Origin of the sequence: Gallibacterium salpingitidis (assembly GCF_030517105.1) — a bacterium.
GTDB classification, from domain to species: domain Bacteria; phylum Pseudomonadota; class Gammaproteobacteria; order Enterobacterales; family Pasteurellaceae; genus Gallibacterium; species Gallibacterium salpingitidis.
In genome coordinates this window covers 538,707-561,656 of the sequence record NZ_CP103875.1, presented here as the reverse complement: position 1 = coordinate 561,656, position 22,950 = coordinate 538,707, and the positions used below count along the sequence as shown (strand labels likewise).

Genomic DNA, 22,950 nt, shown 5'->3' with positions numbered 1-22,950 from the left:
GTCATTAATTATAGAAAAAATTACTTGCTTTATCCCTGCTTCACATCACAGATTTGATGATGAAAAAAGCGTCTTTTTTAACAAAATTGTTATGTTTATGAAACAGTTAGATCTTAGTTTTGATACCTTGTTCAATCTGGGCAAACAATTCATAACGCTTACGATACATTGAACGTTTTTTGCTTTGAATTTCTTCAAGTGGACGTTGCTCAACCTGCAAAGGTAATTGCCAATAATTGTCTTGATAAACCGCTTTATTTTCTTGCCAAAATTCATCATAGTTCATATAAATTTTTTTACTACCATGTAAACGAATTTTGGTTTGATATCGGTGTGGAATCCCGACTAATTGCAACTGCCAATGCTGAGCTAGCCATTTAAAACATTCCACCATCATAAACATTGGTCGCATACCATGTAATTGCTTGGTCAAACTTTTTACAATTTCCGCAGCCTGTTCCCCTTTTGGACCTTGAATACTCGCAATCAGCAGCCGATTTCCCTCAATAATCGCAAATGAAGCATCATAATAACGTTGTGTCGTATCATCTTGGATATTGATCGAAAATAATCCTTCATACGGATCAATAGGATTAATATTGAGATGTAAACGTAAACCATTACCTAGATCAGCTAATGCTATCGTTTCTGAAGCAACTAATGTCGCACACTTTTCCAAACCTAATAATTTTTCCAACATTACCAAAGTATGTTGTAATTGTTTGGCGCGTTGATTCGGTGAAAAACGTTTATCACAATAGTGAAATAAAATAGTATGAAAGCGGTGTTTATGTTGCTGGAACATTGGCAGCCAAACAGGGTGTTGATTCAAAAATTGAATAAAAGTATTGCCTGCTTGATAACTAATTAAACGTCGTCCGAAATAACGCAATATATGACGAATTTGCTTTAATACACGCCGTTCTTGTCCCCATGGATACATCTCACGCACTGTAGGAAAATGACTAAATAATTGTTGTTCTGACATATTCTTCTTCATTCTGAGTTTGAGTGGCGTTATTCTATGTAACTAAATCTCAAGAGTAAATTTTCTGGTTGGATTTTTTTGCTAAATCGTAGAATTATCTTGCAAAGCAACTCCTTTTTGCATATAAAATCACTTTTATTACATAATTATTCAAAAAATAGGAAGTTTTATGATTCGCAGCACTGAACTCGTGCAATGGTTCCGTCAATCAACCCCTTACGTTACCGCACACAGAGGCAAAACCTTTGTCATTATGTTAGACGGAAATACCACTGCCAGCCCTAATTTTATTAATATCATCGACGACATCAGCTTATTACATAGTTTAGGTATCAAATTAGTTATCGTTTTTGGCGCGCGTAAACAAATTAACGATGCGCTACATTTAGCCAATATTGAAGAACGTTACCACAAAAATATTCGTGTTACCGATGCAGAAACTTTAAAACTCGTCAAACAAGTAGTTGGCAGTTTACAACTTGATATTACGGCACGTTTATCCTTAAGAATGAATAATATTGCTCATGGCAGCGTACCTAATGTTGTCAGTGGTAATTTTGTCATTGCACAACCAATCGGTGTTGACGAGGGTGTGGATTATCAATTGAGTGGTAAAGTGCGCAAAATAGATAGCGAAGGGATTAAACAACAATTGGAACACAATGCAATTGTAGTGATTGGGCCGATTGGTGTTTCTGTGACTGGTGAGAATTTTAATCTTGCTTTTGAGGAATTAGCGGCACAAATTGCCATTAAATTAAAAGCGGAAAAGGTGATCGGTTTTTGTGAGCAACAGGGTATTCTCGATGAAAATCAACAAGTTATGCCAGATCTCACCTTACTTTCAGCAGAACATCATTTACAACAATTTATCGCCAATAATCTCTACCATAGTTCAGAAGCAAGATTCTTACAAACTGCATTAGAAGCTTGTCGTAATGGCGTTAAACGTGCACATTTATTAAGTTATTTAGAAGATGGCGCTCTACTACAAGAATTATTCTCTCGCGATGGTATCGGTACACAGGTTTCATTAGAAAGCTCTGAAATTGTCAGAATTGCAACCATTAAAGATATTCCAAATCTCCTCGCTTTAATCCAACCTTTGGAACAGCAAGGCATTTTAGTGAAACGTTCTCGTGAACAATTAGAAATGGAAATTGATCATTACACAGTGATCGATCGCGATGGCGTAATGATCGCCTGCGCCGCTTTAAATCCTTATTTTGATGAAAAAATGGCAGAAATGGCGTGCGTTGCTGTGCATCCTGATTATCGTAACTCTTCTCGTGGCGATATTTTATTAACCCATATCCAAAAACGGGCAATTGCATTAGGTATCGAAAAATTATTCGTGCTTACAACCCGTACAGTACATTGGTTCCAAGAACGTGGATTTAAAATTACTAATGTTGAAGATTTACCAAAAGAGAAACGGGAAAAATATAATTACCAACGCCGTTCCAAAATTTTGATTCAAGATTTGCAACAGGAAAATTGACATCTTTTATTGCGTTTCAGAAAAATTTCGCTAGAATGACGCCCTTTGATTGTCGTGGTTCGCAAACCTCCCACGTTAAAAAACTAGGAACATCTTATGCAAAACAAAAAAGCGGTCGTCATTTTTTCTGGCGGTCAAGATTCTACTACCTGTTTATTACAAGCATTACAAACCTATGGTAATGGCAACGTCGAAGCCATTACATTCAAATATGGACAACGCCACAGTATCGAACTAGAAAAGGCACAATGGATTGCTAATGATCTTGGCGTTAAACAAACCATTATAGATACCTCGGTTATTACATCCATAACCCACAACGCGTTGTTAGATAGTCAACAAACAATTGAACAGCAAAAAGGTGAATTACCCAACACTTTTGTTGATGGTCGTAATGCGCTCTTTCTCCTCTATGCCGCCATTTATGCCAAAGGACAAGGTATTAGTGACATCATTACAGGCGTATGCGAAACCGATTTTAGCGGCTATCCAGATTGTCGCGATATTTTCATTAAATCAATGAATGTTACGCTTAATCTAGCTATGGATTACCACTTTAACCTGATCACACCATTGATGTGGCTCACTAAAAAAGAAACTTGGGCTTTGGCAGATCAATTAGGAAAACTCGATTACGTCATTCAACATACACATACTTGTTATGAAGGTGTCGAAGGTGGCTGTCATCAATGCCCTAGCTGTTTACTGCGAGAAAAAGGGCTAAAAGAATATCTTGCCAGCAAATAATTAATCGCATCAGCGCACAAACTCAATACTTCGTGTTGTTCAGTTTACCGACAGATAAACTGGCAACACTTGAATAAGCCATAAAATAAGCAATCGTTTGCGTGAAACTTAAGATGAAACGGAGTATAATTCGCATCGGTTTTCTTTTTAATACAGGTATCGTTATGCAAACTATTAGCCTAAAAAAAATTTATTCTGGTAAAGTACGTGATCTTTATGAAATTGATGATAAAAGAATGTTAATGGTCGCTTCTGATCGTCTTTCGGCATTCGATGTCATTCTTGATGATCCTATCCCTCGTAAAGGAGAGATCCTCACCCAAATTTCCAATTTCTGGTTTAAAAAATTAGCACATATTATGCCAAATCACTTTACTGGCGATACTGTGTATGACGTATTACCAGAGGCTGAAGCAAAAGCAATTGAAAAACGTGCTGTTGTCTGTAAACGTTTAACACCAATTAAAATTGAATCTATCGTGCGCGGCTATTTGACTGGTAGTGGCTTAAAAGATTATCAACAAACAGGATCTGTGTGCGGTATTGAATTACCAAAAGGTTTAGTGGATGCTAGCAAATTACCTGAACCGATTTTCACACCATCAAGCAAAGAAGAAATTGGTAATCACGATATTAATATCAGTTATGCCGAATGTGAGAAATTAATCGGCGCTGAATTAGCTGCACAAGTCAAACAGAAAGCAATTGAGCTTTATACTACTGCAGCAGAATACGCTTTGAGTAAAGGTATTATTATCTGTGATACTAAATTCGAATTTGGTTTAGATGAAAATGGAACCTTAACATTAATGGATGAAGTCTTAACCCCTGACTCAAGCCGTTTCTGGTCAATTGATACTTATAAAGAAGGCACCAATCCACCTTCATTCGATAAACAATTTATTCGTAACTGGTTAGAAAACAGTGGCTGGAATAAACAACCACCAGCACCAAGAGTGCCACAAGAGATTATTGAACAAACTGTGGCTAAATATCAGGAAGCGTTTGATTTATTAACAAAATAATTATGCATTGAAAAAAGGAAATGCTTTTTAAACAAAGTTTAAAAAGCATTTTTTATATCTACTTCTTCTTCGGGCGAAAACTATCTACTACAGATTTATGTGTATCAATATAGATCCCACTAAGTAGTTCTAGACAATAAGGTACAGCAGCAAAAATTCCTTTCACTATCACTTTACCATTTTCATCTTTTAACCCTTCTAGAGTTTCTTTGATTGCTTTCGGTTGTCCCGGTAAATTTAAAATCAAACTCTCTTTTCTAATTACACCGACTTGACGTGATAGAATCGCTGTTGGCACAAATTGCAAACTGATTTGGCGCATTTGCTCACCAAATCCCGGCATTTCCCGATCGGCGACAGCTAATGTTGCATCTGGTGTAACATCGCGTTTTTCCGGCCCAGTTCCACCAGTAGTAAGCACTAGATGACAACCACATTCATCAACTAACTCTTTTAAGGTTTGTTCAATCAAAGGTTGTTCATCAGGAATTAATCTTGTTTCTACTAAAAATGGTTCAATCAATGCTTGTTCTAACCACTCTTGTAACGAAGGTAATCCTTTATCTTGATAGATTCCTTGTGAAGCACGATCTGAAATTGATACTAATCCGACTTTAAGCTGTGTCATTTCTTTCTATCCTTTTATTGCAAACCATTTATCACCAAAGAAAAAGATAATTAACCCCACCATCACAATCAACATTCCGCCAACTTTCCAGAGGGTAATTTCTCGTACAGGCATATAAATCAAACCAAAATGGTCAATTAACATTGCAGCGACTAACTGACCTATAATGATAAAAAATAACATATTGGTAATACCAACCTTTGGCGCTAAAAAAATAGTCGTGAAAACAACTAATGCCCCTAAAGGTCCGCCAATAAATTTCCAAAATGGCTGGCTAGCCAAATTTTGCAAACCTTCCCATAAATTGGTTTTTACTAAACAAACAATAAAAAGCGCTAATGTTCCAGTAGCAAATGAAATTAAAGCGGCAATCAGCGGTTGTCCAGCAACCACTTTACTAAGCTGACTATTAATAGCGGCTTGTGTAGCTAAGCCCACGCCCGCTACTAATGCAATCACAACGTAAATAATACCCACTAAATTGCATCCTCATTTTCTTCACCAGTACGGATACGAATCACGTGTTCTACGTCATAAACAAAGATCTTACCGTCACCAATTTTTCCTGATTGCGCTGTATCAATAATCGCATCTACACATTGTTCAACTTGATCGTCTGTTACCACTATTTCAAGTTTCACTTTCGGTAGAAAATCCACCATATATTCTGCACCACGATATAGCTCTGTATGCCCCTTTTGACGCCCAAATCCTTTCACTTCACTTACCGTCATTCCAGTAATACCAATATCAGATAAAGCTTCACGCACATCATCTAATTTAAATGGTTTTATAATGGCTTCAATCTTTTTCATACATGCCTCCTATGGCAAAAGTTATGCTAATTCTAACAATCCCAAAACTTCATAATGTGAAGTATGTGGGAACATATCGAATAATTGTAATTTAGTTAAGCGATACGAACTAAAATGATATAAATCTCTCCGCATACTCTCTACATTACAACTGGAATACAATAAAAAACGTGGCTGCAACTGATTAAGATAATCTGCTAAAGATTGCCCAATACCACGTCTGGGTGGATTTACAATAACTAAATCCGGTTTAACACCTTGTGATGCTTGATATTGACTCGCATCTAAATCTTGGAAATGTACATTAGTTAAACCAATATGATCTGCGGCTAATTTTGCAGCCTGAATCGCAGAAGCTGAAATCTCAATACCGACTAAACTTACATCAGCCACCAATTGTTGCCTTGCTGCTGCACAATGTAAACCAAAACCACCCACACCACAAAACAAATCCCAAATATGTTGAATCGGTAATGCTTGCGTCCATTGTTGCGCAGTACGGTAAAGTGCGGCAGCTACTTGCGGATTAGTCTGGAAAAAGCCTTGCGGACGAATAAATAAAGCAAGCTGGTTGAATCGTTCTTCCAACATTTGCTGTTCGGTTAAATAGATCTCTTTTTCTCCCTCTAAAATGGCAGCTGGTTGTGGCTGAATATTGGCGCTAACTACAACAATTTGCGGTAATTTCTGTAATAATGCTGGTAATTCTCGTTGTATCAATGGCAATTTTACTTCACTACGTAATACAAACCGCAACATATATTGTTGATTATGTTGGCTTTTCGTTAGCAAAATATATTTTAGTTCTCCTTTAAGTTTTGCAATGTTATATGGCACTAATCCAGCTCTAGCGACAAAATCTTTTAACTGTATAAAGATGGGTTGGAAATCGTCAGGATATAATTGACAATCCGTCAAATCTACCGCACTTGCACTATCTTGCGGATCAGGCAAAATACCAAAAATTGGTCGTTCCACCATTCCACTCACTACCATTTTGGCACGATTACGCATTGCTTGATGAGCCGATTCATACACAGGAAAACACATCGTCATCGGTTGAATAAAATCCGCTAGCTGTTGCTGCAAATGCTGCTGTTTCTGATCTATCTGCGAGACATAGTCTTGTTCAATCCAACTACAAGATTGACACTGCTTCTGCGCAAAATGTGGGCAATACATTTATCCCTTCACCTCTAACCACTTTTGCTGCAAATTCGTCAAAGAGTGATGAGCATTTACCCATCTACTGGTTGCTTGAAGTTCTGATAACGAAAAATGTTGTCGTTTTGCTAACTGCAAATAGGCTGTTTTTTCTTGTTCTGTTGGTTGATAAACCAAATTATCCAGCACTTCTATCACACCAGCTCGCTCATTACAGAGCAATAAAATATTACAACCAGCGGCTAATGCTTGACGACTACGCTCAACAAAACTTCCCATTACGCCAGCACCTTTCATTCCAAGATCATCTGAAAAGATAATGCCTTTAAAACCTAACTTCTCTCTTAAAATCTCTTTAAGCCAATACGGTGAGCCGCTTGCTGGTCGCTCATCAGCTTGCGTATAAATAACATGTGCCGGCATAATCGCTTTTAATTTATTACGATCAATTAACTGCTGAAACGGTTGTATATCTTGTTGGAAAATTTGACTGGTTGAGCGTTCATCTTTTGGTGTTTCTAAATGGGAATCAGCGACTACATGACCATGTCCTGGAAAATGTTTTCCTGTTGTCGCCATTCCAGCTTGTAGCATACCATCACAAAATGCCTCTGCTAACGGTAATACTTGCTGCCAATCTTGATGAAAACTACGATCGCCAATTGCCTTACATTGATGACCAACATCTAAAACAGGCGCAAAACTCAAGTCAATATCCATTGCTATCATTTCTGCCGCCATTAACCACGCACTCTCTTTAGCCCAATATTGCTGTTCTTCCACTGTTGGCAATAATCGTGCAAAAGCCTGTATCGCTGGTAATTGCGTAAAACCTTGCCGAAAACGTTGAACTCGTCCACCTTCTTGATCAACGGTGATTAATAATGGATGTTTTACTTTTTGACGAATATGTTTGATTAATTCTCGTAACTGCGAAATATCAACAAAATTACGTGTAAATAGGATTACACCGGCAACGAGAGGGTGATTTAAGATCTCAACTTCTTCTTGTTCTAAAACCGTACCTTGTAAATCAACAATTAATTTTGCCATCGCTTTTACCTCTTAATCCGCTTTGAAATAGACTCGATAATTCACGCTCTGCTCGGTCGGTTTTGACAAAGGAATATTCACCTGTTGTTTAGCTGACAAAATTAAGTGCTGCCACAATTCATCTTGCTGCCAATTCGCTCGTTGCGTAACGCCATTACGATCATACCAAGTCAGTAAATAGGCAGTTTTAATACTACTATTAGTCAGATTTTTCACTGCAATCTGTTTATCCGCTGGGGTAACAGCTACTGCATTAGCAATATTAGATTCAATATTCACAATTGGCATTGATTGATATAAAGGCGAAGTATTTTTTGATGAACAAGCGCTTAATCCTATCACTAAACAACACAAATAAATTAGTTTACGCATTGGCTTCTCCGTCACGCATTTTGAATTGAAAATGAAATTACATCTTCAATATTGTCAGTTGATAACGCAATCATTAATAAACGATCGACCCCTAATGCCACACCGGAGCAAGATGGCAAACCTGATTTCAATGCAGCTAAGAAACGCGTATCCATTTGTTGCGGCGGTAAGTGCAATTTCTCACGTAATAAATTATCTTGTTCAAAACGATGCAATTGCTCATTTGCATCTGTTAATTCATGGAAGCCATTAGCTAATTCTAATCCTTTGTAATAAAACTCAAAACGCTCTGCTACACGATGATCTTCAGAACTAATTTGTGCTAATGCCGCTTGTGCCGCTGGGAAATGATATACAGCAACAGGATGTTCTTGCCCAATATTTTTTTCAACAATCTCACTAAATAGATATTGCAACAAGGTATCACGCCCTTCCATATCTGCATTAACCAGCCCTTGCTGTTTCGCTTTCTCCACTAATTCCGCTTTCGTTGCCGATAAAGGATCTAACCCAACATATTCTTGGAATACAAACTGGTAGCTGAGAGATTCTGTTGGTGGGCAATCCAAAATTTGTTGCAGTAAATCATCAACCTCATTGATCAAACGGTACATATCAAAAAATGGGCGATACCATTCCAGCATCGTAAATTCTGGATTATGGCGCTTTCCGGCTTCCTCATTTCTAAATACTTTACAGATTTGGAAAATAGGACCACTTCCTTCCGCCAACAAACGCTTCATGTGATATTCAGGGCTGGTGATAAGATGTAATGTTTGTGGGTTTGGGCTAAATGGCGGAGTAAACTCTGTTTGGAAAGTTGCAAGATGTACATCAGTTACTGAAAATGCACTTAAAATCGGTGTTTCCACCTCTAACAAACCTCGATCAACAAAAAATTGTCGAATATCACTAATTATTTTTGCTCTTTTAAGTAAATTTTGAATTGAAGAGGTTGATTTCCAATTTTCACTTGGTACTACAGCTGACATAGTTGATCCTTTGTTGGCAATAACAAACGCTTTATTTTAATGGGTTCATCGCTAAATAACAATTTAGCATTCACGATTAGACTGTTTCAGATAAAGCAAACAGTTCAAGACTATTTTGCCAAATTTGTGCTTCAATTTGTGCTGCACTTTCTGTTCTAAGTGCAACTAATTCTTGGAATATTAAAGGCAAACGTGCTGGGTGATTAGGTTGCCCCTGCCAACCAAATACTGGCATATCTGGACTATCCGTTTCTAATAACAGTGCTGAAAGAGGTAATTTAGCGATTGCTTGACGAGTCTTATTTGCTCTTTCATAGGTAATAGTACCGCCTACACCAATTTTATAGCCAAGATCGACAAAGCGTTTTGCTTGTTCATAACTACCTGCAAAACCATGTACGACACCCCGTTGAGGTAGCTCAGCTTTTTTCAGAAAAGAAAATAACTGTTCGTGAGTACGGCGAGAATGCAAATTCACTGGTAATCGATATTGTTTTGCCAAGGCTAATTGCGCTTCCAAAAAATAACACTGTTTTTGCCATAGCTCATCAGTTGTGATTTCTTTTGGATAACGATCTAACCCAATTTCCGCGACCGCAATACACTTACCATCTCGTTTTGCTAAAGACTGTTCCAGTAGGAGTAAATCATCTTCATGATGTCGCGTAATAAACAGTGGATGTAAGCCTAAGCCATAATAAACATTTTTTTGATTTGACACCCATTGTGGCATCGCTAAGATATTTTGCCGATCAATTGCCACCACCAACAGCTTAGTCACTTGTTGCGATTGAGCACTCGCCACAATCTGCGCTAACGATTGCTGCAAATCTATTGCTAAATAATCAAGGTGGGTATGGGTATCAAAAAACATTGTTCAGAATGAATTAATGGAAATAACCTAATAGCATCGCAACCAGAAAACAGATCAATGCGAGTGGCAAAAATGTATTTTGTGGTCTTTGGCGTTTAAACGCCTTCGCTGCAAAAATAATATATAACACTAATGCTACGATTTTGATTAACAGCCAATCAACTAAACTAAAGTTGAATACTATTAAGAACGTTAAACCCGTCACTAATAAAATGGTATCTGCAATATGCGGCAAAATGCACAGTATCTTATATTGACGCCAATCTTTACCTTGCCATTGCAACACCCCACGAAAGATAAACAGAATTAAACTTGCCCATGCAGAAAAAAGATGAAAATAAAGTACAGTTGTCATATTACAAAAAAATAGCCGTCTAAAAACAGACGGCTATTGTGCATAATCAATATTTCAAAATCAATAATTAAGCTGGGGTAGTTTCTGAATCAGGATCACCGTCAGCAATTGGTTTTAACATTGTGAAGAAACACACTGTTGCAACTGCGGTTAAACCAACACCAACCCATACCGCTGTATCATATGCTAAACCGAAACCGATCTTCGCATAAGCAAGGAATGTTGCAGAAACCATTGTCATAAAGATAGCTGGGATTGTACAAATCCAGTGGAATTTATGATAACGATAAAGATATGCTGCAGCGGTCCATAACATTACCATTGCGGTAGTTTGGTTTGCCCAACCGAAATAACGCCATAATACTTGGAAATCTAATTTAGTAATAATGAAACCAGCAACAAATAAAGGTACTGCAATTAATAAACGTTTTACTAAGCTGCGTTGTTCAATATTGAAGAATTCAGCAATGATTAAACGTGCTGCGCGGAATGAAGTATCCCCTGAAGTAATTGGTAATACAACCACACCTAACACTGCTAAGATACCACCAAAGTAACCTAACATTTGTGTAGCTGAATCATAAACTACTTTTGATGGTGTACCCATATTGATTGCTTCATTCATTTCTGCTGGACTGTTATAGAAAGTTAAACCAACCATACACCAAATTAAAGCAATAACGCCTTCACCAATCATCGCACCATAGAATACGAAACGGCCTTCTTTTTCATTTTCCATACAACGTGCCATCAATGGAGATTGAGTTGCATGGAAACCTGATACTGCACCACAGGCAATGGTCACGAAAATTAATGGCCAAATTGGTAAACCAGTTGGATGTAGATTTTCAAAGAATTTAGAGAAACTCATATCGCCAACAGTATGGAACAACGCTTTATCTTCAAAGAGTAAAGCAAAGAACATACCAAAAGACATAAATAGCAATAACGCACCAAATAATGGATAGATACGACCAATAATTTTATCAATTGGCACTAGGGTTGCGATAATGTAATAAACGAAAATAATAGTTGTCCAAGCAACAAGAGTATTACCGCGATCTAAGCTCATTGATTCGCCAAGATTATCCATTGTAAGGTTGGTAAGAAGCCCTGCTGGAGAGATAACGAATACCACTCCTACAAGTACTAATAACACTAATGCAAGCGCATTCATGAAATGTTTAACTGGTGCACCAAGATATTTGCCTGTTAAATTTGGTACTGACGCACCACCATTACGCACGCTTAACATTCCGCTGAAGTAGTCATGTACTGCACCAGCGAATACACAACCAATTACAATCCATAACATTGCAACTGGCCCATATAATGCACCTAAAATAGGTCCGAAAATTGGGCCTGTTCCAGCAATATTTAATAGCTGAATTAACCAAATTTTTCCTTTAGACATTGGCACATAGTCAACACCATCATTTTGTAAATGTGCTGGTGTTTCACGTTTCGGATTGATTTTAAATACTTTTTCTACGATAGAACCATAGATAAAGTAGCCTGCTAGCAAGAACGCCACAGAGAAGAGGAACCACACCATAATTTTTACCTCAAAAAGTTATTTAGAGCGGCGAGATTGTAACAAAAGAAAAAATTAGATGTTAAAGATTTATTTAAAGATGTGATTGATATCACATCTCTTTATTGATAAGTGATGAAAAGTTGGCAAGAGAAAATAAGCGTATGAATAATTTTTAATCAAAAGTGTTCTTTATAAAGAAAATCGATAAATAATTTGATTCGTTGAACCTCGCCAAACTAAGGAAGGATCGGCTTGTTCCTGAATAAACTTACCATCAATTAATACATCTATATAAGCTAACATCTCTTTTTGCTGCTGATTTAATTCAGCTAACTGATAGCCAGTCCAACACCAGATATCTTTACCTGGGCATTCCGTTTTAACTCGTTTCACTAATGGTAATAAACGTTCCACATTACGTGGATGCAGAGGATCACCGCCAGATAATGACAGACCTTGTCGCCGAATTCGTGTATCTTGTAAATCACGAATAATCTGATCTTCCATTGCTTGGTCAAAAAATACACCTGCATCAAATGACCAGCTTTTTTGGTTATAACAGCCTCGACATTGATGAGTACAACCTGCCACAAAGAGGGTACAACGTGTACCCTCACCATTTACCACATCAACAGGGTAATATTGTAGATAATTCATCATTTTGTCCTATAAATGTTTCACTCTACGTTTTACTTCTTCCTGTTTTCCTGGATTAAACGGACGTGCATCAGGGCTACCTAAATAACCACAAACACGACGTGTTACCGACACTTTAGTACTATCATGATTACCGCATTTCGGACAAACAAACCCTTTACTCGTGCAATCAAATTCGCCAGTAAAGCCACATTCATAACACTCATCTATTGGTGTATTAGTTCCATAATATGGCACTCGGTCATAACTATAATCCCAAACATCTTCTAATGCTTTGAGGTTATGTTGTACATTCGGATATTCACCATAGCAAATAAACCCACCACTCGCTAATGGCGGATAAGCCATTTCAAAATCAATTTTGTCATAAGGATTGACTTTCTTTTCCACATCTAAATGGAAACTGTTAGTGTAATAGCCTTTATCTGTAACACCCTCAATAATACCGAATTGCTTGCTATCTAAACGACAAAAACGATCACATAAACTTTCGCTTGGTGTTGAATATAAGCTAAACGCATAACCTGTTTCTGCTTGCCATTTTTTCGTGGTTTCACTGAGATAGCGGACAATTGCGATACCTTTTTCACGCAACAAGTCGCTATCAAAAATATGTCCTTGAGCGTATAACGCATTTATTGTTTCATGAATTCCGATATAACCTAAAGAGATCGATGCTCGTCCATGTTTAAAGATTTCTGCGACATTATCATCAGCTTGTAATCTTACGCCACATGCTCCTTCCATATAAAGAATCGGCGCCACTCGTGCTTTTGTCTGTTCCAAACGAGCAATTCGTGTTAATAACGCTGTTTTGGCAATCGCTAACCGTTGTTCCAGAATTTGATAAAAACGTGCTTCATTATGCTCTGCTTCTAACGCAATTCTTGGTAAATTAACGCTGACAACACCTAAATTATTGCGTCCTGCATGAATCTCTTTACCATTTTCAACATAACGACCTAAAAAGCTGCGACATCCCATTGGTGCCTTAAATGAACCTGTTACTTTTACTACTTGATCATAGTTTAAAATGTCAGGATACATACGCTTAGAAGCGCACTCTAAGGCTAGTTGTTTAATATCATAATTAGGATCTTGTGGTTGTTGATTCAAACCCCGTTTAATCGTAAATACTAATTTTGGAAACACTGCAGTTTTGTGATTTTTTCCTAAACCACGAATTCGGTTTTGCAAAATAGAACGTTGAATTAACTTCGCTTGCCAACTAGTACCTAAACCAAAACCAAACGTCACAAATGGCGTTTGTCCATTCGCTGTATGCAGTGTATTGACTTCATACTCCAAGGATTGAAAAGCATCAAAACACTCTTTCTCGATTAAGGCTTTTGCATAAGCTTCAGCAGCAGGAATTTGCCAAGTTTTCGCATTAGCTAAATGTTTTTGATAACTTTTTTCCACATATGGTGCTAATACTTCATCGAGTCGATCAATGGTAGTTCCGCCATAAATATGGCTAGCTACTTGAGCAATAATTTGCGCAGTCACTGCAGTCGCCGTAGTGATAGATTTTGGCGGTTCAATTTCAGCATTTCCCATTTTAAAACCATGTGTCAACATACCTTCAAGATCCACCAACATACAGTTAAACATCGGGAAAAACGGCGCATAATCAAGATCATGATAATGAATTTCGCCTCGTTCGTGCGCCTGCACTACTTCTGGCGGTAGAATATAGCTTTTCGCATAATGACGTGCCACAATACCTGCCAATAGATCGCGTTGCGTAGGAATCACTTTCGCATCTTTATTCGCATTTTCGTTAATCAATAACACATTATTTTGCTCGATTAACCCTTCAATTTCTTGCGTTAAACGGCTTCTTTTTTCACGTTCTTTATCACGATCATGACGATATTCAATATAAGCACGAGCAACTTGTGGGTACTGCCCTTGCATTAAATGATCTTCGACCACTTGCTGAATATAAGCAATATCAACTTGTTGCTTAAAACTACTAACAATGGCCAAGCTAATGGTTTGGCTTAATTGTTCAAAATATTCATCATCGTGAATACCTACTGCTTGTGCAGCTTTCTTCATTGCATTAGTAATAAATTGCACATTAAAGCTTGCTTGAGAACCATCTCTTTTAATTACTGTTAACAGTGCAGTGGCTTTTGGATAAGTCATTTCTTGTGGTTGGGAGTGGGGGATTTGAGCAAACATTTTCGTCTCCTTGTAAAAATCGGAGATACTATATATTGACATTTAAAATAATTCAACACACAATATATTGTGTTTTGTTACTAATAATTGAGAATAGTTATCAGACTGTAACAGCCATTTTTCATAACGCTAAAATATAGCTTGAATTATGTGGACTTAGCTAAAATTAACAAATTTAACAATTTTGGCTGTATGAAAAAAATTTTTTGGCTAAAGACATTACTCTTTTGAGATAGGGGTTATCTTTGGATAAATATTGATCAATATCCAAATCATAGACATAAAAAAGGTTGGACATTAACGTTCCAACCTTTCATCCGATACTTAAAAAATCAGCAATTATTTTTTAATTACTAATACAACAGATTCTCCAGCGACAGTTTCACCAACTTTTTTCTCCATATGAGAAATTTCATCCATATTAGAAATCACAATTGGTGTTAATACTGATTTTGCTTTCGCTTCTAATAAGTCTAAATCGATTTCAATTACAGTATCACCACGTTTTACAGTTTGACCTTCTTGTGCAATACGGGTAAAACCTTCACCTTTAAGTTCTACAGTATCAATACCGAAGTGAACGAAAAGTTCGATACCTTCTTTTGATTCCATTGAAAAGGCATGGTTAGTTTCAAAAATCTTACCAATAACCCCATCTACCGGAGCGACAATTTTGTTGCCTTTTGGACGAATCGCAACACCATCACCTACGATTTTTTCAGAGAAAACAACATCAGGAACATCTTCAATGTTGACAATTTCACCTGTTAATGGCGCATAAATTTCTACTTCGACAGCTTTATTGTCTTTTGAACCGAATAATTTATCGAATAAACCCATTTTTTTCTCCTTATCAGAAACATTTTTAATCTCAGATCTGTACGTAATATTAGCTGAAATTTTTACATTTGTATCTAGTTTAGTGCTTTTTCAGCTAAAAAATTCCCGATCAATTGATCAACATCTGCTGCTGTCGGTTGTAATAAAACCTCTTTTGCCAGATCTTGGGCATCTTGATAATTCACATTACGGATTAATTTCTTAATCTTCGGCACCGAAATCGAACTCATACTGAATTCATCTAACCCCATACCTAACAAGAGAATCGTTGCTTTTTCATCTCCTGCTAACTCACCACACATTCCTGTCCATTTACCTTCGGCGTGTGAAGCATCAATTACTTGTTTAATTAAAGACAATACTGATGGTGTTAATGGATTATATAAATGTGAAATTAACTCATTACCACGATCCACCGCTAAGGTATATTGTGTTAAATCGTTAGTTCCGATACTAAAGAAATCTACTTCTTTCGCTAAGAATTTCGCATTGACCGCTGCTGATGGGGTTTCCACCATTACCCCAACTTGGATATTTTCATCAAATGCTTTGCCTTCTTCACGAAGTTGTTGTTTTAACGTTTCTAATACTGCTTTCAGTTCACGAATTTCTTCAACGGAGATGATCATCGGGAACATTACAGCTAATTTACCAAATGCAGAAGCACGTAATACCGCACGTAATTGTGCATTTAAAATTTCACGACGATCTAATGCAATACGAATTGCACGCCAACCTAAAAATGGATTCATCTCTTTTGGTAAGTTCATATATGGCAAATCTTTATCGCCACCGATGTCCATAGTACGCAAAATTACCAAACGATTATTCATTGCTTCAACAACTGCTTTATACGCTTGGAATTGCTCTTCTTCTGTTGGTAATTGGTCACGATCCATGAATAAAAATTCTGTACGATATAAACCAACGCCTTCCGCACCATTACGCTCTGCACCATCAATATCACGAATGGTACCAATATTAGCGCAAACATCTACACGACGACCATCTAAGGTAACAGCTGGAAGATCTTTTAATTTGATTAATTCTGCTTTTTCTTCTTTGTATTGTTGTTCTAATACTCTTAAACGAGCAATCTCTTCCTGAGTTGGATTAACATAAATTGCATTATTCAACGCATCAAGAACAAGATAATCGCCTGTTTTAACTTTTTCAGTAACATTATTTGTTCCGACAATCGCTGGCAACTCAAGAGAACGTGCCATAATTGAAGTGTGTGAAGTACGTCCACCAATATCAGTAATAAAACCAAGCACTTTATCTAAGTTTAATTGTGCAGTTTCTGACGGAGTTAAATCATAAGCGACTAAAATAGACTCTTCAGAAATTTCTCCTAAATCAATGATGTGCATACCTAAAATATTTTTTAACAAGCGATTTCCAATATCACGAATATCTCCGGCACGTTCTTTGAGATACTCATCATCAATATCAGAAAGCATTGCAACTTGTTGGTCGATTACTACTGAAGCAGCGACATCTGCAGTTACATGATGTTCTTTTAAATAAGCAATGATTTCTTCTTCAAGTTCTTCATCTTCAAGAATCATTAAATGACCTTCGAAGATAGCTTCTTTTTCTTCACCCAATGTCTGACGAGCTTTTTCTTTAATCGCAGTTAATTGTGCCGATGCAGCTTCTCTACCTTGATAAAAGCGTGCAATCTCACTCTCAACTTCATCATCAGAAATCTTACGTTTATTAAGAACAATTGGTTCTTCTTTCAACACTAAGGCCTTGCCAAAAACAATACCTGGGGAAGCTAAAATACCTGAAATCATAATATAACCTTCTTTAAAATCACTAAATTAACACAGATGCCGACTTCGTACGGACGACTTATTCTAAAGTTGGGATTAATGCAACAAGGTGATCTACTGCTGCTTTTTCATCTTCACCTTCTGCAGAAATAGTGATTGTTGTTCCTTGAGTTAACCCTAAAGTTTGTAATTTGAACAAACTTTTTGCACTCGCACTTTTACCACCAGAAGTCACAGTGATATCAGATGAAAAGCCTTTCGCTTCTTTTACAAATTGAGCTGCTGGACGAGTGTGTAAACCATTTGGTGCGGTGATGGTAATTTCTTGAGAATACATTTTTCTCTCCTTAAATCTCATGGATAGGTTAGGATCATAAAAAATCTGCACTTACATTTCTGTCATTTAACTAACCAAGAACGTAAATGCAGCATAACAAATTTTCAATATTTATTTTATAAAATAAAATAAATGTCATCGCTAGTATCGACATTCTCTCCCAATAATCAAGCACAATTGTTCAAAAATTTGAGTTACCGCATAAAATTTAATGTTTTTCTCTTAAATATACCTAAAAAAGGGGAAGTTTTTGTACAATTTTAAATCATATCGCATCCTATTGAGAAAATTACTTACTAACGATAACACACTAGTTATTTTTATTTTTCACAAGCTATAACTACTCCAGATTGACAAACTAACGTAAGGTATTGTTTAGCTAATTCTTGTTCTGATGGAATATATTTTGCAGTCTGATAAATATTTACTAATTGCTGACTAGCTTCATCACTACCTTGTTTAGCCGACTGTGTAAACCAATATGTTGCCTGCTCTAAATCTCGTGAAATACCATACCCATTAAAATAAACATTACCTAGCCAGTATTGAGCTAACATATCACCTGATTTTGCTGAATAAGTTATCCATCTAATAACAACAGCTGGCTCTTGTTGTACATCATATCCTTCCACATAAAACTTCATTAACATCGCTTTACCACCAAAATGCCCAAAATCTGATGAAAACTTAAACCACTTTATCGCTTCTGATATGTTTTGTTGAGCAGCATAGATCTGACCAATTTGATAGGATATATCAGTATAATTCATTAACTCTTGAGCATAACCTCTTATAATAGTTCGATAATCTTGCTTAATACCATTGAGATATGAGAATAATGTTTCTTTCATCCTCGTTAATAGCATTTCTTGTCCTACAAACGCTTTTTGATACCATTCCAACGCCTTATCTAAATTATGCTCTACCCCCTCTCCATAGACATACATTCTCGCTAACATTCTTTGGCTAAAATTATTACCTTGTTCTGCAGCTCTCTGAAACCATTTAGCGGCTTTTTTAAAATCTCGTGGAAGATGACTATTTTCAAAATAAAGCACTGCTAACTTCACTTGCGATTCAACAATACCCTTTTCAGCGGTCATTTCATACCATTTAACCGCTTCTTGATAATCCTGTTCTACCCCAATACCATTTTCATAAAAAAACGCTAATGTTCCTTGCGCTAGAAGGTCCCCTTGTAAAGCTGCTTTTTTAAACCACACTATCCCTTGCTGATAATCTTGCTGAGAATAATATAATGCTCCTAATAAAGCATAACTTCTTACATCTTCCAATTTAGCAGCTTTATCTAACCAGCCTAAGGCAACCTGAACATCAGATTTAACGCCTAATCCTTCAAGATAAATCTTGCCTAATAATGCATAACTAGGCGTGTAATGTTGGTTGGCTGCAACATTTAACCATTTAAGTGCAGCTTGATAATCCTGCTCAACTCCTCTTCCCTCAAGATACATTTCTCCCAGTAAACCTTGGCTTTGTTTTTCCCCTTTCTCAGCAGCCAACAAGAAATATTTTGCAGCTATTCTGTCATCTTTATTAACTCCTAAACCTTGCGAATACATATAGCCTAATGTTGCTTGTGCGGCCGTCGCTCCCAACTCCGCAGCTTCAGCAAAATATTCTGCAGCTTTGGTATAACTTTGTGCTACACCTACTCCCTCATAATATAAGTTTCCTAAGTTGACATAAGCATCTTCTATACCTTGTTCTGCCGCTTTCTTATACCACTTTACCGCTTCAAGATAATTTTTCTTAGCACCTTGTCCATATTCATACATTATTCCTAAAGCGTAAAATGCACTTTTCTCATTTTGTTCTGCAGCTTTATGAAACCATTTTAAGGCTTGAACATAGTCTTGTTTCACTCCTATTCCATCATAATATAGTGTTGCCAAAACTTGTTGTGCATTACCATAGCCTAAGTGAGCAGATTCTTTGTAGTAGGTTAAAGCCTTTGCGTAATCTTGTTTTACACCTTGCCCATTAAGATACATTTTTCCTAATACAGATTTTGCTTGAGCATTACCTTGTGCAGCTGATTTACTATACCATTTAAAAGCTTCATTATAATCTTGTTGTACACCTCTACCCTGATAATAAAGCGAACCGGCATTCAACATTGCATCAATATGACCTTGCTCAGCAGCTTTTAATGTCCATTCAACTAATTCAGGATTATTGTCATCGTTAATAAAGCTAACTCCTAACTTATGTTGTGCTTCTGTATACCCTTGTTCTGCTGCTTTTCTTAGCCAAGCAATTGATTGCTCTCGATTTTGAGTAACTCCAACACCTTTTTCATATAATTCAGCTAACCCATATTGCGCTTCAGCATTGCCATTTTCAGCTGATCGCCTTAGCCACTTTTCCCCCTCAACAACATCTTTTTCCACACCAATACCATTAAGATACATCAATCCTAATTCTAGTTGTGCTCTAGGCTCATCTCTCTGAGCAGCTTGCCTAAAGAAATTTTCTGCTTTGCTATAATCTTTAGGCACACCCTTACCGTGATAATAAGCATCACCTAATGCAAAAGCACCTTCTGGAACATTTAATTCCGCTGCACGCTGAAATAATTTTACAGCTTCACCATAATTTTGTGTGACGCCTTTGCCGTTATAATACATTGTGCCTAAAGAAAAATAGGTAAGGGGAAAATTTTGTGCCAGTGCTTGACGATAAAAAACAATCGCTTTTTTATAATCAACTTTTACCCCATAACCGTTGCTATAAAAAGTTCCTAAACTATGCAATGCGAAAGCAGAGTTCTGCTCTGCTGCTTTGTGATACCATTTTAATGCCAACACATAATCTACTGGTACGCCTTCCTGACCTTTTTCATAAAGGTATCCTAACTGTAATTGTGCTTCTAAATCACCTTGTTCAGCAGCTTTGGTAAACCATTTCGCCGCTTCCAAGAAATCTTGCTTAACTAATTCACCTCTTTTATAAAACAGTGCCAAATTATACTGTGCATCAATATTTCCTTTAATTGCATTTTGATAAGTGTCATCAAAATTTGGAACATACGCTCGCACATAAGCGCTCAAGAAGATTAAAAGTAGCAACATAGCAAAATAAACAATTTTCTTGTACATCATTTAACTCCTTAAAAGCTGAATAAAAAAACTAAGATCATAGTTTATTTTTCATTGCAAAATGGCGCTGCGACTTAGTTTCATTTTTACTACTTAACAAGCGATGATAATTCTCAAAGCGGATGGGATTTATTTCTCCTGACTCTACCGCTTCACGAATCGAACAACCAGGATCTTGTAAATGCTTGCAATCTTTAAATTTGCAGGTACCTAAATAAGGTAAGAATTCACGATAACCGCGTGTAATATCTTCATTTTCCAGATGCCACAAACCAAACTCGCGAATTCCCGGTGAATCAATTAAATTTCCACCTTGTGGTAAATGGTATAAGGTCGATGCAGTGGTAGTATGTTGTCCTAAGCCAGATGTTTCGCTAATTTCACCAATTTGCGTTTCTACTTCAGGCAAAATAGTATTCACTAGACTTGATTTCCCTACTCCTGATTGTCCGACAAAAATTGAGTTTCCTTGTGCTAATAATGAGGTTAATTCAGCAATTCTTTCTCCTGTCAAAGTCGATAGCATCAAAGTGCGATAACCAATCTGTTGATAGATAGCTAAGGTTGCCTCTAATTCGGTACGTTCTGCTGCGGTTAGTAAATCTATTTTGTTAATTACAATGAGTGGTTCAATTTGTGCTTTTTCACAGATTACCAAATAGCGATCGATAATGTTGAGAGAAAGTTTTGGTGCAATCGCCGAAACAATCACAATTTGATCAATATTGGCGGCAATAACTTTTAAACCATCATAGTAATCTGGACGGCTTAATTCACTAGTTCTAGGATGCTTCGCTTCAACCACCCCACTAATGCCTTGCATTTCAGCTAACCCTTGTCGCCAAATAACACGATCACCAACTACTATATCACTCAATGTACGTCTTAAATTACAACGAAATTTTTCCCCATTCGTCGTTTCCACATCGACATGTTGAGAATATCGTGTCACAACAACCCCTTCTTGAGCTGCCCCTAACATATCTTCTTGCCAAGCTGGTTCTTGTTTTAATTTTTGCTGATGTTTTTTTAAATTTTTATGCTGATTGGACGTGATGCGTCTTTGTTGATTATGGGTTAGCTTACGTTTACTCAAATCCACTCCTTATCGTTTCTGAAAAAATGGCGTAAAATGCTATGCAAATAAATCAATAGGATACCTGATATTATGCAATTAGATAAACAAAATCTCATTTGGATTGACTTAGAAATGACAGGTCTTGATCCCAACACAGACCGCATTATTGAAATCGCCACTATTGTTACCGATAAAAATCTCAATATTTTAGCCGAAGGTCCAGTACTCGCGATCCATCAAGATGATGCTATTTTGGCGGGAATGAATGAATGGTGCCAAAAAACACATAGTGCTAATGGCTTAATCGAGCGTGTTCGCCAAAGTCGCTTTATCGAACGTGCAGCTGAATTACAAACCATTGATTTTCTAAAAAAATGGGTGCCAAAAGGCGCTTCCCCAATTTGTGGTAATAGTGTGGCACAAGATAAACGTTTCTTATTTAATTATATGCCTGAATTAGCCGATTACTTCCACTACCGTTACCTTGATGTCAGCACATTAAAAGAGTTAGCAGTACGTTGGAAACCAGAAATATTGAATGGTTTTCAAAAGAAAAATTCTCATCTTGCCTTAGATGATATTCGTGAGTCGATTGCCGAATTAGCTTATTATCGTCAGCATTTAATGAAGTTAGATGAATCGGATGCTTGATAAAGCAGCAACTTTTCTATTCTAATGGTTGCACAACACTATTTTTTTCGTATAATGCTCTACCGTTAAGCGGGAATAGCTCAGTTGGTAGAGCACAACCTTGCCAAGGTTGGGGTCGCGAGTTCGAACCTCGTTTCCCGCTCCAATTTTACTCACCCTTAATGCGGGAATAGCTCAGTTGGTAGAGCACGACCTTGCCAAGGTCGGGGTCGCGAGTTCGAGCCTCGTTTCCCGCTCCAAATT

At 37.1% G+C, this 22,950-nt stretch carries 22 protein-coding genes, 2 tRNA genes and 1 riboswitch; of the genes, 6 read left to right on the top strand and 18 right to left on the bottom strand.

Annotated elements, in window-relative coordinates; all coding sequences use genetic code 11:
- Positions 1-106 precede the first annotated feature (106 nt).
- A complete protein-coding gene (locus NYR30_RS02680) occupies positions 107-988 on the bottom strand; it encodes a VirK/YbjX family protein (RefSeq protein WP_302501808.1) in 882 nt (293 codons plus the stop codon).
- Positions 989-1,160: 172 nt separating this feature from the next.
- Here NYR30_RS02680 and argA point away from each other — a divergent pair, with 172 nt between their 5' ends.
- The 3 genes from argA to NYR30_RS02665 all read left to right on the top strand — a co-directional run bounded on the left by argA (position 1,161) and on the right by NYR30_RS02665 (position 4,261).
- Complete coding sequence (argA, locus tag NYR30_RS02675) at positions 1,161-2,489, top strand: amino-acid N-acetyltransferase (RefSeq protein WP_302502434.1); 1,329 nt, start codon at positions 1,161-1,163, stop codon at positions 2,487-2,489.
- Positions 2,490-2,537: 48 nt separating this feature from the next.
- A riboswitch (PreQ1 riboswitch) is annotated at positions 2,538-2,582 on the top strand.
- A 3-nt stretch (positions 2,583-2,585) separates the two neighbouring features.
- Positions 2,586-3,236 carry a 7-cyano-7-deazaguanine synthase QueC gene (gene queC, locus NYR30_RS02670; RefSeq protein ID WP_302501806.1) on the top strand — a complete coding sequence of 217 codons (651 nt, stop codon included), beginning with the start codon at positions 2,586-2,588 and terminating at the stop codon, positions 3,234-3,236.
- A 164-nt stretch (positions 3,237-3,400) separates the two neighbouring features.
- A complete protein-coding gene (locus NYR30_RS02665) occupies positions 3,401-4,261 on the top strand; it encodes a phosphoribosylaminoimidazolesuccinocarboxamide synthase (RefSeq protein WP_066104931.1) in 861 nt (286 codons plus the stop codon).
- A 58-nt stretch (positions 4,262-4,319) separates the two neighbouring features.
- On the opposite strand, the gene mog is transcribed toward NYR30_RS02665, so the two are convergent.
- The 17 genes from mog to rsgA all read right to left on the bottom strand — a co-directional run bounded on the left by mog (position 4,320) and on the right by rsgA (position 22,074).
- A complete protein-coding gene (mog, locus tag NYR30_RS02660; protein ID WP_302501803.1) occupies positions 4,320-4,889 on the bottom strand; it encodes a molybdopterin adenylyltransferase in 570 nt (189 codons plus the stop codon).
- Positions 4,890-4,895: 6 nt separating this feature from the next.
- Entirely contained in the window at positions 4,896-5,366 is a 471-nt protein-coding gene (locus NYR30_RS02655; protein ID WP_302501801.1) for a DMT family transporter, read from the bottom strand.
- On the bottom strand, positions 5,366-5,704 hold the full coding sequence (gene glnB, locus NYR30_RS02650; RefSeq protein ID WP_302501799.1) for a nitrogen regulatory protein P-II: 339 nt from the start codon (positions 5,702-5,704) through the stop codon (positions 5,366-5,368). The genes NYR30_RS02655 and glnB overlap by 1 nt, the downstream gene beginning before the upstream one ends.
- A 21-nt stretch (positions 5,705-5,725) precedes the next feature.
- Complete coding sequence (gene rlmC, locus NYR30_RS02645; RefSeq protein ID WP_302501797.1) at positions 5,726-6,886, bottom strand: 23S rRNA (uracil(747)-C(5))-methyltransferase RlmC; 1,161 nt, start codon at positions 6,884-6,886, stop codon at positions 5,726-5,728.
- On the bottom strand, positions 6,887-7,921 hold the full coding sequence (nagZ, locus tag NYR30_RS02640; protein ID WP_302501796.1) for a beta-N-acetylhexosaminidase: 1,035 nt from the start codon (positions 7,919-7,921) through the stop codon (positions 6,887-6,889).
- Positions 7,922-7,933: 12 nt separating this feature from the next.
- The gene (locus NYR30_RS02635) at positions 7,934-8,293 is read right to left on the bottom strand and encodes a YcfL family putative periplasmic lipoprotein (RefSeq protein WP_302501795.1); all 360 of its coding nucleotides are present in this window, start codon (positions 8,291-8,293) and stop codon (positions 7,934-7,936) included.
- An 11-nt stretch (positions 8,294-8,304) separates the two neighbouring features.
- A complete protein-coding gene (epmA, locus tag NYR30_RS02630; protein WP_066111585.1) occupies positions 8,305-9,285 on the bottom strand; it encodes an elongation factor P--(R)-beta-lysine ligase in 981 nt (326 codons plus the stop codon).
- A 76-nt stretch (positions 9,286-9,361) separates the two neighbouring features.
- Positions 9,362-10,159 (bottom strand): TatD family hydrolase, encoded by a 798-nt coding sequence (locus NYR30_RS02625; RefSeq protein WP_066111583.1) that lies wholly within the window; start codon positions 10,157-10,159, stop codon positions 9,362-9,364.
- A gap of 13 nt (positions 10,160-10,172) precedes the next feature.
- Positions 10,173-10,514, bottom strand: a complete 342-nt coding sequence (locus NYR30_RS02620; protein WP_066111581.1) for a SirB2 family protein — start codon at positions 10,512-10,514, stop codon at positions 10,173-10,175.
- A 67-nt stretch (positions 10,515-10,581) separates the two neighbouring features.
- Positions 10,582-12,069 carry a carbon starvation CstA family protein gene (locus NYR30_RS02615; RefSeq protein ID WP_066111579.1) on the bottom strand — a complete coding sequence of 496 codons (1,488 nt, stop codon included), beginning with the start codon at positions 12,067-12,069 and terminating at the stop codon, positions 10,582-10,584.
- A 171-nt stretch (positions 12,070-12,240) separates the two neighbouring features.
- Complete coding sequence (gene nrdG, locus NYR30_RS02610; RefSeq protein WP_066111577.1) at positions 12,241-12,708, bottom strand: anaerobic ribonucleoside-triphosphate reductase-activating protein; 468 nt, start codon at positions 12,706-12,708, stop codon at positions 12,241-12,243.
- A 9-nt stretch (positions 12,709-12,717) separates the two neighbouring features.
- On the bottom strand, positions 12,718-14,862 hold the full coding sequence (nrdD, locus tag NYR30_RS02605) for an anaerobic ribonucleoside-triphosphate reductase (RefSeq protein ID WP_066111662.1): 2,145 nt from the start codon (positions 14,860-14,862) through the stop codon (positions 12,718-12,720).
- 375 nt (positions 14,863-15,237) lie between these two features.
- Positions 15,238-15,738 carry a PTS glucose transporter subunit IIA gene (gene crr, locus NYR30_RS02600; RefSeq protein WP_066104886.1) on the bottom strand — a complete coding sequence of 167 codons (501 nt, stop codon included), beginning with the start codon at positions 15,736-15,738 and terminating at the stop codon, positions 15,238-15,240.
- A gap of 74 nt (positions 15,739-15,812) precedes the next feature.
- Positions 15,813-17,540, bottom strand: a complete 1,728-nt coding sequence (gene ptsI / locus NYR30_RS02595; protein WP_066111575.1) for a phosphoenolpyruvate-protein phosphotransferase PtsI — start codon at positions 17,538-17,540, stop codon at positions 15,813-15,815.
- 58 nt (positions 17,541-17,598) lie between these two features.
- A complete protein-coding gene (gene ptsH / locus NYR30_RS02590) occupies positions 17,599-17,856 on the bottom strand; it encodes a phosphocarrier protein Hpr (RefSeq protein WP_065235270.1) in 258 nt (85 codons plus the stop codon).
- A gap of 320 nt (positions 17,857-18,176) precedes the next feature.
- Positions 18,177-20,981 (bottom strand): SEL1-like repeat protein, encoded by a 2,805-nt coding sequence (locus tag NYR30_RS02585; protein ID WP_302501793.1) that lies wholly within the window; start codon positions 20,979-20,981, stop codon positions 18,177-18,179.
- Positions 20,982-21,015: 34 nt separating this feature from the next.
- The gene (gene rsgA / locus NYR30_RS02580) at positions 21,016-22,074 is read right to left on the bottom strand and encodes a small ribosomal subunit biogenesis GTPase RsgA (protein ID WP_302501792.1); all 1,059 of its coding nucleotides are present in this window, start codon (positions 22,072-22,074) and stop codon (positions 21,016-21,018) included.
- 72 nt (positions 22,075-22,146) lie between these two features.
- Between rsgA and orn the strand changes: the two genes are divergently transcribed.
- The 3 genes from orn to NYR30_RS02565 all read left to right on the top strand — a co-directional run bounded on the left by orn (position 22,147) and on the right by NYR30_RS02565 (position 22,946).
- Positions 22,147-22,707, top strand: a complete 561-nt coding sequence (orn, locus tag NYR30_RS02575; protein WP_302501791.1) for an oligoribonuclease — start codon at positions 22,147-22,149, stop codon at positions 22,705-22,707.
- A 69-nt stretch (positions 22,708-22,776) separates the two neighbouring features.
- Positions 22,777-22,852, top strand: a tRNA-Gly gene (locus tag NYR30_RS02570).
- Positions 22,853-22,870: 18 nt separating this feature from the next.
- Positions 22,871-22,946: transfer RNA gene (locus NYR30_RS02565), tRNA-Gly, on the top strand.
- The last annotated feature ends 4 nt before the right edge of the window (positions 22,947-22,950 follow it).